This window comes from Aeromonas bivalvium (genome assembly GCF_000819765.1).
Lineage (GTDB): Bacteria > Pseudomonadota > Gammaproteobacteria > Enterobacterales > Aeromonadaceae > Aeromonas > Aeromonas bivalvium.
On record NZ_CDBT01000024.1, the window covers coordinates 1 to 13,530 of the forward strand.

General features: G+C 65.2%; 6 protein-coding genes. 4 read left to right on the forward strand and 2 right to left on the reverse strand.

Annotated features, from left to right (window positions below; genetic code table 11):
• Window positions 1-7,670: T1SS-143 repeat domain-containing protein (locus BN1119_RS08770; protein WP_041996735.1), on the forward strand; the 7,670-nt coding region annotated here is incomplete at its 5' end.
• A 51-nt stretch (window positions 7,671-7,721) separates the two neighbouring features.
• Here the strand turns inward: BN1119_RS08770 and BN1119_RS08775 are convergent.
• Entirely contained in the window at window positions 7,722-8,186 is a 465-nt protein-coding gene (locus BN1119_RS08775) for a YchJ family protein (protein WP_084205374.1), read from the reverse strand.
• A gap of 173 nt (window positions 8,187-8,359) precedes the next feature.
• Between BN1119_RS08775 and BN1119_RS08780 the strand changes: the two genes are divergently transcribed.
• Genes BN1119_RS08780 through BN1119_RS08790 form a run of 3 tightly spaced genes read left to right on the forward strand, consistent with a single transcriptional unit; the run spans window position 8,360 to window position 11,876 of the window.
• The gene (locus tag BN1119_RS08780; protein WP_041996738.1) at window positions 8,360-9,580 is read left to right on the forward strand and encodes an ROK family transcriptional regulator; all 1,221 of its coding nucleotides are present in this window, start codon (window positions 8,360-8,362) and stop codon (window positions 9,578-9,580) included.
• A gap of 43 nt (window positions 9,581-9,623) precedes the next feature.
• Window positions 9,624-11,210 carry an ATP-binding protein gene (locus BN1119_RS08785; protein WP_041996740.1) on the forward strand — a complete coding sequence of 529 codons (1,587 nt, stop codon included), beginning with the start codon at window positions 9,624-9,626 and terminating at the stop codon, window positions 11,208-11,210.
• Complete coding sequence (locus BN1119_RS08790) at window positions 11,211-11,876, forward strand: response regulator (protein ID WP_041996742.1); 666 nt, start codon at window positions 11,211-11,213, stop codon at window positions 11,874-11,876.
• Between the two features lie 123 nt (window positions 11,877-11,999).
• On the opposite strand, the gene BN1119_RS08795 is transcribed toward BN1119_RS08790, so the two are convergent.
• On the reverse strand, window positions 12,000-13,529 hold the full coding sequence (locus BN1119_RS08795) for a tripartite tricarboxylate transporter permease (RefSeq protein WP_041996744.1): 1,530 nt from the start codon (window positions 13,527-13,529) through the stop codon (window positions 12,000-12,002).
• Between the last annotated feature and the right edge of the window lies 1 nt (window position 13,530).

Below are 13,530 nucleotides of genomic sequence, written 5' to 3' on the forward strand. Positions count from 1 at the left end.
AGGACGGGGACAGGGTCTCGACCGACTTGCCGCTCACCATCAAGGACGGCAATGCGCCGGGCTTCGTGGCGGGCAGCGGGGTGAGCCTGGATGAAGGCAACCTCGATGGCAGCAACCCTCTGACCGGCACCGGCCAGTTCCAGATTGATGCGGGCTCGGATCGGGTGAGCGAGGTGTCGTTTGCCGACATCAGCGAGCAGCCAGCCCTGACGGCCCTGGGCCAGAGCGTCAAGTACGAGCTGGTGGACGGGGATCCCGCCATTCCGGGCAACCAGATCCTCAAGGGCTATGTGGACGTGAACGGGGTGCGGGTCGAGGTGCTGCAGGTGGAGATCAGCGGCAAGCTCGACAACGCCGCCAGCAACGCGTTCGACTACAAGGTGACCCTGTTCGAGGGGGTACACCAGGCAAATGGCAGCAGCACCGAGCTGCCGTTCAAGGTCAATGTCGTCGACAGCGACAAGGGGGCGGGCAACAACGACAGCACCTCGGGCACCCTCAACATCAGCATCGCGGAAGGGGACAAGCCGACCCTCAGCCTCACCGGCGTCACCCTGACCGAGGGGCGCTTCGGCGGCGCCGCGAGCAACCAGACCGCGGACGATCAGCACGCCAGCGGCACTCTCACCATCACGGCGGACTCGGATCCCGTGGTGGATGTGCGCCTGACCCTCTCTGGCCAGGTGGTGGATGGGAGTGGCAAGGCCATCACCCACAACGGGGAGACCCTCACCTGGCAGGAGGTGCCTGGCAGCAATGGTCACGGCTTCCAGGCGGTCACCGCCAGCGGTACCCTGGTGCTGAGCGTGACCCTGCCGAGCGTGCCGGGCAGTATAGCGGCCCACAGCACTGTGACCCTGGACTATCAGGTGACGGTGCACACCAACCTGGATCACGGGGCGGATGACAGGCTCAATCTGACCCTGCCGGTCAAGGTGACCGACAGTGACGGCTCCGTGATCACCGGCGAGACCACGGCGGTGATCACGGATGCTGCCGATCCCGTGATCACCACCATAGAGAGCGTCACCGTCAAGGAGTCGGATCTCGATGGCGGCAGTGGCCAGCACGGGGGTACCAGCCCGTCTGGCACGGGAGAGGTGGCCATCGGTCAGGTGACCATCGCCGCCGGGAGCGACCGGGTGGCGTCCCTGCAACTGGATGTGGCCCGCTTCAACGCCCTCAACCAGCTGACCTCGGGGGGCAAGGCGGTTACCATCAGCGCAGACAGCCAGCCGGGTGTCTACCTTGGCAAGGACAGCGGGGGCAAGCTCATCTTCAAGCTGACCCTGGATGTGTCCGGCCGCTATACCTTCGAGCTCACCGGCAATCTGGATCACAGTGTCCAGGGCAAGGATCTGCTGGATATCCAGCTGCCGTTGCAGGCCCTGGACAGCGACGGGGATCTCAGCGCCGAGGTGATAGGCCACGTGAGCGTGCAGGATGACGTGCCCGTGGCCGTGGATGCGGGCAAGACCCTGAACGAGGGCGGCAAGGTGAGTGGCGATCTGCTGGCCACCGCCAGCGAGGGGGCGGACGATGCCGTGGTGAGATCGGTCACCATCAACGGGGTCGAACACGAGATAGCGCCCCGCGGCAACACCACCATAGCGGTCACAGACGGCACAGGTCAGCCCATCGGCACCCTGGTGATCAATGCCGAGGGCAGATACAGCTTCACCGCCCTGAGCGGGATTGACCACAACAACAAGACCCTGGTGCAGACCATCGATTTCCAGCTGGTGGACGGGGACGGAGATACCGATGATGGGGTGCTGACCCTGACCATCAGGGACGAGGCGGGCACGTTGACCGTCAGCGCCGTCACTGGAGCCGAGGACGCGGGGGCAACCGATCCTGGCCAGGGCATCCCCATCAACATGAGCCTGGACGTCGGCGACTATGATCGGGGCGAGCATGTGGAGACTTTGCTTATCCAGGCGCCCGCCAATGCCCAGGGCACCTTCTACTTCAACGGCATCGCACTGACCACCATCACCCAGGGCGGCAAGACCTGGTATCAGGTGCCGCCGGAGGCCATGGTGGCGGTGGCCAATACCGATGACAAGTTCCAGCTCAGCGGTGTCACCTTCGTGCCCGATCATGACTACTCGAGCTACAACAACGCAGGCAATCCGCTGCGCTTCCCGGTGCAGTTGCAGGTAGGGGTCACTGAGGGGAGCAAGCCCCCGGTGCTGACCGGCAACCTGGAGATCACGGTGCAGGGCATCGCCGACAAACCCCTGTGGGAGTCCGGCAGCACGCACCAGCACCACACCACGGATGAAGACAGCAACGGCATCGCCCTCAACGTCAAGGCGGGCCTCACCGACACGGACGGCTCCGAGACCCTGAGCTACCAGATAGAGTGGGCCTCCGGCCAGGGCACGCTGACCCTGAACGGCAAGGCGCTCACCCCGGGGGCGAACGGCCTCTATACGGTGGCCGGTGGCGACATCAACAAGGTGACCGTGCTGCCCGGCAAGGACTACAGCGGCGACATCAAGCTCATTGTGACCCCGGTCAGTACCGAGAAGACCCCTGTGGTCACCGGGCAGGAGACGGCCCTTGGGGATCCCATCGAGCTGGTGATCAACGTCAACCCGGTGGCGGATGACGCCAGTCTCACCATTCGTGATCTTCAGGGCAAGGAAGACACCCTGCTCGATCTGGGCAGCAAGATAGTGCTGGCCCACCCTGGCGACGCAAGTGACGGTTCAGAGACCCTGTTCGTGCGTATCGAAGGGCTGCCCGCCGGCGCCACCCTGCTGCTGGGCGGTGTGGTGGTCACCCTGGATGCCAACGGTTACTACGAGGTGCCCTATGACCAGATTGGGAACCTCAAGCTGCAACCTGCACCGGAGAGCAACGTCGACTTCACGCTCGTCATCACAGGGGTGGTGAAAGACACCGCCATCCTGACCGATGCCAATGGCCAGACCCATACCGTGGTCAACGAGAAGGTGACCGGCAGCCAGAACCTGCACGTGGATCTGGTGGGGGTGGTGGATACGCCGCTGCTGGATCTCGATACCAGTCATTGGCAGCCTGCCAGCGACAGGGGGTTCGAGATCACCATCCAGGAGGACGGTACCGCCCCTCTGGACTTCAAGCTTATCTCGGGGGAGTTCCCCAATGCGCCGGGGGATACCTCTGAAACCCTCAACCTGGTGCTCTTTGGCTTGCCAGATGGTGCTCAGGTACTCGATGGTCAAGGCAATCCGCTGACCCTGACCTATGCAGGGCTCGATGGGGACGGTCACCCCATCTATCAGGTGGACATTGGCAGTCTGGGCAACATCCAGATCAAGCCCCCCCTCAACAGTACCGAAGACATCCATCTGATCGGTCGTGTGGTGGTGACCGAGAACGACGGTGACAGCAAGTCGTTCGAGACACCGCTCACCATCAAGGTGGAGCCGGCCATCGACGCCACAGACTATGCCAAGACCAGCCATGGTCTGGAGGATCAGTTCACCGTCCTCGACTGGCATCCGATCTTGACCGATGGCGCAGAGAAGGTGACGCACCTCGGCCTCTCCGGTATCGAGCCCGGTTACGAGATCTGGATCCGGGTCGGGGGAGTGGATACCCAGCTGACGGTGAGCGGCGGCGCCGTGGACTTGAGCGACGCCGAGTTGCAGAGCCTGCTCGGCGGCGGCCAGCTGCTGGTCAAGGGGCCAGAGGATAGCGACAGGGACACCACACTCCAGAGCCATGTCACTGTGACCCAAGTGGATGTGGACTCCAGCGCCACCGCCCAGAAGGTGATCGACGGCACCCTGCATGTGGATATCCAGGCGGTGGTAGAACCCGACGGCAACCTGGTGCAGACCGGTCAGCTGGAGAGCCCGGACGGGCACGACATTCCCCTCAAGGATGTGTTCGTGTTCGAGGATCTGGACCCCAGCAGCGTCGAGACCATCGACTACCTGGTCATCAGCGATCTGCCCCCCGGCTTCGTAGTGGTGGGCGGGATCAACGATGGTCAGGGCAACTGGACCGTGCCCCACGACGCCCTCGGCAGCTATGCCCTGCGCTCGCCGGATGGCTATACGGGTACCGTCACCTTCAAGGTCAGCGCCAGGGTGATCGACCTTGGCGACAACAATGAAGGGGATGTGAGCGCGCCGGTTGTGCGGGAGATCACCGCCAGCGCCGACTTCAATGGCGCGACCCACTCGGGGCAGATTGCGGCCGACGTCGATTTCGACAACAGCACCCCCATCACGGGGGTGGAGGATCACGGCGTCGACTTCGGCAGCCAGCTCAAGCAGATGGTGACCCTGGGCACGGCGGATATCGGCGATGACGAGCTCAGCATCGTCATCACAGGCTTGCCACCGGGCGTCAACGTGCAGGGGCTCACCTATGACTTCGTCAACGGCGAGTACCTCATCAAGCTGCCGGGCGGCCTCGATGATCTCGACCGCCTCACCCTGACCTTGCCCGAGGATTACGCCGGCGACGGCCTGGGCTTCAAGGTGCGCCTGGTCAATACCGACACGGTGAGCGGTGATTCCAAGGCGGTGGAGAAGGAAGTCACCCTCTCCATCACCCCTGAGGTGGACATCAAGGGCGGGGCGGACGGCCTGCCCGAGCTGCAGCTGAACGTGAAGGATGTGAACGGCGACGGCAAACCGGACAACCTGGAAGACACCGAGATCCACCTCGATCTCTCGGTCAAGCTCGCGGACATCAGCCCCTCGGTGACCGATGGCGGTCTCGAGACCGTGGAGCGGGTGGTCGTGACCGTGGATCCCCAATATGGGCACTTCCTCGACGGCAACGGCCAGCCGGTCACTACCCTCACGGTGAATGACCCGGCGGATCTCAAGGATCTGGTGTTCGTGCCCAAGGAGCACTTCAGCGGCAAGGTGCCGCTGGCGGTGACGGTGGATATTCTCGACACCGCCACCACGGGCACGGATCGGGGCAGCTGGAGCGGCAATGCGAGCTTCGAGGTGCTGCCGGTCAATGATCCGGCCAACCTCACGGTAAAGGATGTGAGCGGCAACGAGGATGGCAGCGTGAGCCTCGGCGGGCTCGGCGCGACCCTGATTGACAATGATGGCTCCGAGCAGATAGTGGCGCTGCAGATAAAAGGGGTGCCGGATGGTTTCACCCTGTCGGCCCCGGCGGTCAACAACGGCGGTGGCGTCTGGCAGGTGCCTGTCGGCACCGACTTCTCCAAGCTGACCCTGATCCCGCCTGCGGACTTCAGCGGCACAGTGGACCTGACCCTGAGCGCCTTTACCCTGGACAAGGGGCTCACCCAGCCCCTTGAGACCAGCGCCGGCTTCACCGTCACCGTCAATCCGGTGGGGGATGCCATCATCGCCGACATAGAAAGCAAGGCGAGCGGCACTGAAGGGGATGTGATCACCCTGAACCTGGGGGTGGAGACCCGGGACACCCAGGCCACCGGCGGCAGCGCCGGCAATGTGCACGAGAACGGCCCCGAGCAGGTGCGCGTCACCCTGGAAGGGGTGCCCGATGGCGCAGAGATCCGGCTGCCGAACGGGGTGGATGGCACTGTGGTGGATCTGGGGGGCGGCCGCTGGCAGATCACCACGGAGGGCGGCAAGCTCGATGGGGTGGAGCTGGTGACCCATGACGCCAACGGCACCCTGGACATCAAGGTCACGGCCCAGAGCCTGGACAACGGCGCCCTCGGCCCCGAGGTCAGTGGCACCATCCAGGTGGAGGTGAGTCCGGTCAACGACGCTCCCGTCAATGTGCTGCCCGGGGATCCCCAGGTAGCCCAGGAGGACACGCCTTTTACCATCAATGGCTTGCAAGTGATCGACGTGGATGCGGGCAGCGGTGCCATGGAGGTGCGCCTGTCGGTGGAGCACGGCACTCTCACCCTGCCGGCAGGGAGCGGCGTGACCGTGACTGGCAACGGCACCGGCTCCCTGGTGCTGACCGGCTCTCTGGAGGATCTCAACGCCCTGCTCTCCGGTGGCGTGGTCTATCAGGGCAATGGGGACTTCTATGGTGACGACGCCCTGACCATGGTCACCAATGATCTGGGCAACACCGGCAGCGGCGGCCCCTTGAGCGACACAGACGTGCTGCCCATCGAGGTGCAACCGGTCAACGACGATCCCGTCAATATCCTGCCAGGCACCCAGGTTGCCCAGGAGGATGCGCCTCATCTGATCCAGGGCCTGCGAGTGCAGGACGTGGATGCCGATAATGGCGATATCCGGGTGACCTTGAGCGTGGACAACGGCACCCTGACGGTGGTCGATGGCAGTGGCGTCACAGTGAGCGGCGATGGCAGCGGCAATCTGGTGCTGCTGGGGTCCCAGGACGCGATCAACGCCTTGCTGGACAAGGGGGTCTCCTACCAGGGGGATGCCGACTTCAACGGCCAGGATCGCCTCACCATGGTGACCAACGATCTTGGCAACACCGGCAGCGGTGGAGGTCAGGACGTGAGCAGCACCCTGGATATCGAGGTGGCGCCGGTCAACGACGCCCCCGAGCTGACTCTGCCTGCGGGCGCACTCTCGGTGGATGAGGACGGGGATCTCATCTTGGGCGGCATCAGCGTCAAGGATCTGGATGCGGGCACGGCGCCGGTACAGGTCACCCTCAGGGTCGAGCACGGCCTGCTGGTGGCCGGTGCCGGCGCCGGGATCACAGTGCTTGGCAGCAACAGCAACAGTCTGACCCTGACCGGCTCCCAGGATGCGCTCAACGCCTTCCTGGCCGGCGAGGTGCACTATCAGCCAAGTCCCGACTACTGGGGAGACGACAACCTGAGCCTGGTGGTCTCGGATCTCGGCAACACGGGGGCGGGGGGCGCCCTGGAGGCGAGCGGCCAGGTGGGCATCGCGATCGCGGCCCAGGCCGATCAGCCCACCCTGACCCTGGACAGCCACGACGTCACCGCCCTGGCGGGGGGCTGGGTCCCCCTCAGCCTGAGCGCCTGGGTCGCCAATCCCGAGCCCGGTGAGCTCAGCATCCGGCTCAGTGGCCTGGGCGGTGCCCAGGTGCTGGATCAGGATGGCCATACCGTGGGGCAAGATCTGGGCAACGGCGACTGGCTGCTGCCCGGGGACAGCAACCTGCCCCTCTTCCTCGATGGGCTGGGGGTCGGGGATCACAGCATTGCCCTGCAGGCTGAGTCCAGTTCGGGCGGCAGCGTCATCAGCTCGCTACCGGACACATTGGCCGTGCACACGGTGGCGGGCAATGAGCTCCATGGCAGCGGCGGCGATGATCATCTGGTGGGCGGTCAGGGGGATGACATCCTCTATGGCGGCGCCGGCAATGACATCCTCACGGGGGGACTGGGCAGCGACACCTTCGTCTGGCAGTTGCCGGATGCGGGCACGGCCGGCCAGCCGGCCCTCGACACCATCACCGACTTCAACCTGGCACAGGGAGACAGGCTGGATCTCAGCGACATGCTCAAGGGGAGCGGCGCTGGCAGCATCAACGACCTGCTCGCCCATGTCCAGGTGTCGGTGACGGCGGGCAGCGATGGTGCCAGTGATCTGCGGCTGGATATCTCCCCCGATGGCAGCGGTCAGGTGACCCAGTCCATCGCCCTGAGGGACGTGGATCTTTCCAGCCTCGATCTGGGCGGGGGCAGTCAGAGCGAGATCCTGACCTCCCTCATCGACAGTCAGCACCTCATCATCAACCACCCCTGATGCAACAAGGCCGCCCTCGGGCGGCCTTGTCATGTCTGGCGCGTCAGCGTCTCACCCGCAGCACTTCTTGAACTTCTTGCCACTGCCGCACGGGCAGGGATCATTGCGCCCGGGCAGCGGCCGGGGATCGACCGCAAACTGCTCCCCGTCGGTGTAGACCCAGCGCCCCGCCAGGCGCACGAAGCGGGATCGCTCGTGCAGGCAGTGGCGCTGTCCCTGCTCGGCAAACCAGGCCTTGAACTCCACCTCGCCCTCCTCATCGCTTGCCTCGCCCCCCTGGGTGGCCAGGATCTCGAGCCCGGCCCAGCGGGTCTGCTGACGCGACAGCTCGGCGGCCGTGAGATCGCCGAGATAATCCGGGTGCCAGCTCTGCACCAGGTATTCCCCCAGTCCCAGCACGAAGGCGCTGTAGCGTGAGCGCATCAGCTGCCGGGCGCTGGGGGCCGCCTGACCCTGATGGAAGGGGGCGCAGCAGCTGGCATAGGGGAGGGTGGAATTGCAGGGGCAAGGGGTCATGGCATCGGTCGTCTGTGGATAATGGGAGCGCAATTGTAGTCAAAGCGGGGGGCCGCAGACCAGCATCGCGGCCGGTTAAGTGATCGGGGCCGGGAACTTGGTGGCGCGATTTGGGGATTGGCCGAGAATATGGGAACATTAGCCATCTTTCGCCCGCTTCGTTAACAGACCCTATGAATGAGATCGTCAAAGGCAGTATCGATTTGATCCGTCAGCTCAATTACGGCCTGGTCTATGCCAGTCTGGAGGAGCACAAGGAGCTGTCCCGCACCGATCTCTCCCGCCTGACCGGGCTCTCCCCCGCCAGCATCACCAAGATCACCCGGGAACTGCTCGATGGCGGCCTGGTGGTGCCCTGCGGCGAGAGTTCCGTTGGCCGCGGTCGGCGCCAGATCCTGCTGCGCATCAACGAGCGCCGCTTCCAGTTTCTCTCCATGCGTCTGGGGCGGGGCTATGTGGACATGGCCCTGTTCGATCTGGCGGGGCGCTCCCTGGCCCGCCATCGCCATCAGTTCAGCGACGGGGAGCGCGGCGACCTGCTGCCCAGCCTGATCCAGGCCATCGAGGCCTTCTTGCCCAAACGGGCCCTGCGCCTGGCCTGCATCGCCCTCTGTCTGCCCGGCCAGGTGGAGCGTCACTCCGGCATGGTGCGCCACTTCCCCTACTATGATCTGCGTAACTGGCCGCTCGGGCCGACCCTGGAGCAGGCCTTCTCCGTGCCCGTGCTGGTGAGCGGCGACGTGCGCACCTGGATCCAGGCCGAGCGCGAATGGGGCGCGGCCAAGAATTGCGCCGATGCGGTGCTGGTGTTCGTCCACAACGACATAGGGGTGGGCATGGTGGTCAATGGCCAGCTGATGGAGAGCGAGTCCGCCATGCTCGGGGATCTCAGCCATCTGCAGCTCGAACCCTATGGTCAGCGCTGTTACTGCGGCGGGTTTGGCTGCGCCTGTACCCTGGTCACCAATCAGGCGCTGGAGGCCCAGTATCGCGAGCTGCGCGAGCGCATGGCGGACACGGAATCCGATCTGCCCGAGAGCGTCACCATCCGCGAGCTGTGCGAGCTGGCCCTGGCGGGCAACAACCTGTGCCAGGACATATTGCACCAGGCGGCGGGGCGCCTGGCCCGGGTGCTGGCCAACCTCATCTGCCTGCTCAATCCCGGCAAGCTGCTGCTGGGGGGCGAGATCACCCGGGCCGATCGCCTGCTGTTCCCCATGCTGCATCAGGCCCTGGCGAGCCAGCTGCCCGCCGATTACCTGGTGCGCCTGCAGATCGAGTCCACCCATTTCTACGAAGATCCCACCAAGCCCACCTCGGTGCAGGTGCACAAGGCCCTGCGCGACGGCAGCCTGCTGCTGGAGCTGCTTCGCGGCGGGAGCGGCGAGTCATGAGGGGCGGCAAGGCCCGCGCCTTCGAGGCGACGGGAGGGGGGCGATGAAACTGGGACTGCAGGGACGCTTCCTTCTCATCTTGTGTTTCATCAGCCTGTTGCAACTCATCCTGCTCAGCACCGCCAGCTATTACTATGTCTCGGAGCAGCGCTACCGGGAGATAGGGGATCAGGCCCTGGACGTGGCCCAGCTGGTGGCCCGGAACCCGGCGGTGATCGCTCAGGTGCGCCGGGCCGACACGGCACGCCTCAATCCCCTGGTGGAGCGGATCCGCGCCGATGTGGGGGCCAGCTTCATCGTCATCGGCGACAGCAATGCCCTGCGGCTGGTCCACCCCAGGGCCGATCGCATCGGCAAGCCCATGGTGGGGGACGATCCGACCCGGGCCCTGGTGCATGGGGAATCTTATGTCTCCCACGCCCAGGGTTCCCTCGGGGTCTCGGTGCGTGGCAAGACCCCGATCCGGGACGAGCTGGGCCAGATCATCGGCGTGGTATCGGTCGGCTACCTGGTGCGGGACATAGATGCGGACTTGCGGGGCTTCCTGCGTTTTGGCCTCTTCATCACCCTGCTGATCGTGCTGCTCAACAGCCTGGCGGCGGGCTGGCTGGCGCGGCGCTACAAGAAGGCGATTTTCGGCTTCGAACCCGAGCAGATAGGGCGCCTCTACGCCGAGCTCGACTGCACCTTGCGCACGGTGCGCGAAGGGATCCTCACCATAGATGGCGAGGGGCGGCTCACCTCCCTCAACCCCAACGGCATCAAGTTGCTGCGCCTCGAGGAGGGGCAGGCCAGGCGGGCCATCGGTCGCCCCGTCAACGAGCTGCTGCCCGAGACCCGCATGCTCTCTCTCATCGACGATCCCACCCCGCAATATGACGAGGAGATCTGGCTCAACGGCCAGCAGCTGATCGTCAACCGCCTCCCCCTGGTGCGGGGCGGCGAGCTGATCGGTGCCGTGTCGAGCTTTCGGCGCAAGGACGAGCTGGCCGAGCTGACCGCCCAGCTCAGCCAGGTGCAGGCCTACAGCGATCTGCTGCGGGTGCAGACCCATGAACACAACAACCAGCTCGGCACCATCGCCGGCCTCATCGAACTGGGGGCCTATGAGGAGGCCCTCGCCTTCATCGGCCGGGAGGCGGAGACGGAGCAGACCCTGCTGGCCTTCCTGATGGAGGCGATCGCCAAGCCCAAGGTGGCGGCCCTGCTGCTGGGCAAGTATCACAGGGCCCACGAGCTGGGGCTGGAGCTCATCGTCGAGCCGGGCTCGCGGCTGCACGACATTCCCGCCCGGGTCTCTGGGTCCCAGCTGGTGACCCTGCTTGGCAACCTCATCGACAACGCCTTCGAGGCGACCCGCCGCCACGGCGCCCCCTATCAGCCCATCCGGGTCTCCCTGAGCGATCTGGGGCAGGATCTGGTGCTGGAGGTGGAAGATGGCGCCGGCGGCGTCGATCCGGCGCTGGCGGATCGACTGTTCGAGCCCGGGGTCAGCTGCAAGGCGGAGCCCGGCCACGGCATCGGCCTGGCCCTGGTGCGCAAGACCCTGGATGCCCTCAAGGGGCAGATCCACATCGAGCCCACCGAGCGGGGCAGCTGTTTTGTCTGTTACATTCCCAAGGACGTGTGAATGATCAAGGTATTGATAGTGGAGGACGATCCGGCCATCGCCGAGATCCACCGCCGCTTCGTCGAGCGGCTGCCGGGCTTCGTCCTGTGCGGCCTGGCCCTCACCTTAAGTGATGCTCGCGAGCAGATCGCCGTGCTCAGACCCGATCTGGTGCTGCTTGACGTCTGGCTGCCGGACGGCGAAGGGCTGGGGCTGCTCAAGCAGTTGCGCCAGGAGGGAGCGGAGGTGGATGTCATCTTGCTCACGGCGGCGCGGGAAGCCGCCACCTTGCAGGAGGCGATGCGGCTCGGGGTGGTGGATTTCATCTTGAAGCCCGTGGTATTCGAGCGGCTCAAGGGCACCCTGGAGAAGTATCAGCAGAGCAGGCTGGCCCTGGCCAGCCTGGCGGACATCAGCCAGCAGGATGTGGACGCCCTGTTTGGCGCCGGCACTGGCGCCGCCCAGCCCCTGACCCTGCCCAAGGGCATCGATGCCCTCACCCTGGAGCGGGTGCTGAGCGCCCTGGCGGGCCAGGGGGCGAGCGCCGAGGAGATTGGCGCCAGGGTGGGGGTGAGCCGCACCACGGCGCGCCGTTACCTTGAGTTTCTGGTGGGCCAGCAGCTGGCTTTCCCCGAGCTCGAATATGGCACGGTCGGGCGCCCGGAGCGGCGCTATCGTCGCCGCTGACGCCGGAGTCTGCCAAGCAAAAAAAGAGCGCCTTTCGGCGCTCTTTTCATTCATGACGGAGTATCACTCATCAAGGTCTCTGCACTTTATGGGTAGGGTACAGGGCGGCAGAGTGCCAAGGATTCAGTGATCCGTGACCGGGGTGCCCTTGGGCTCCTTGCGAGCCTGCCACCACTGCCAGAGCGGGATCAGCAGCATGGTCAGGGTGATCAGGGTGAAGGCCAGGGTGATGGGGCGCTCCCACAGGAAGCTCAGGCTGCCGTCGTTGATCACCAGGGCGCGGCGCAGGTTGTCCTCCAGCATGCCCCCCAGGATGAAGCCGAGCAGCATGGGCGCCATGGGGAAGGTGAGCAGACGCAGGCCGATGGCGATCAGCGCGACTATGGTCATCACATGGATATCCATGGTGTTGAACGACACCAGATAGACCCCGGTCAGGGAGAAGAGCAGCACCATGGGGATGAGCACGGGGCGCGGCACCGCCAGCACCTTGGCCAGATAGGGAATGAGCGGCAGGTTGAGCACCAGCAGCACCACGTTGCCCAGATACATGGAGATGATCACCGACCAGAACACATCCGGATGCTCCATGAACAGGCGCGGGCCCGGCTGGATGCCGTAGGCGACCAGGGCGCCGAGGATCAGGGCCGTGGTGCCCGAGCCCGGGATCCCCAGGGTGAGCAGGGGCACGAAGGAGCCGGTGGAGGCGGCGTTGTTGGCCGCTTCCGGCGCCGCCAGGCCGCGCAGGCTGCCCTTGCCGAACTGATCCTGATGCTTTTTGCCTGCGATGTTGCGCTCGGCACCATAGGCCATGAAGGCGGCGATGGTGGCGCCGGCCCCCGGCAGCACGCCGATGAGAAAACCCAGCACCGAGGAGCGGGCGATGGGGGGCGCTATCTCCTTGACCTCTTCCTTGCTGAGCTTGAGGCTGCCGAGCTGCTGCATCTGCTTGGCCTCTTCCTCGCTGTTGTCCTTGCCCGGGCGCAGCACCGCCATCAGGATCTCCGCGAGGGCAAAGGTGGCCATGGCCAGCAGCAGGAAGGAGAAGCCGTCGCGCAAGTCCGGCAGACCGAAGGTGAACCTGTCCACCCCGACGCTGCGGTCGATGCCGATGGTGGAGATCATGATGCCAAACAGCGCCATGATGAGGGCCTTGAGCACCTGGCCCTTGCCGGCAAACGCCGCCACGGCGGAGAGGCCCAGCACCATGAGGGCGAAGTAGTCCGCCGACTGGAAGGAGAGGGAGACCTTGGCCAGCAGGGGCGCCGCCACCATCAGCATGATGGCGGAGAGGGTGCCGCCGGTGAAGGAGGCGTAGGCGGCGATAGCCAGCGCCTTGCCCGCCTGACCCTTGCGTGCCAGGGGGTAGCCGTCGAAGGCGGTGACCACGGTGGCCGAGCAGCCGGGGGCGTTGATCAGGATGGAGGAGGTGGATCCGCCGAAGATGGCGCCGTAATAGACCCCCGCCATCAGGATGATGCCGGAGGAGGGATCCAGGCCATAGGTGATGGGGATCATCAGGGCGATGGCGGTGACGGGCCCGAGACCCGGCAACATGCCGATAAAGGTGCCGACGAAGCAGCCGAGCACCACCATCATCAGGTTGACCGGCAGCAGCGCTGTGCCGAGTCCTTGCAAGATTCCGTCTAACATG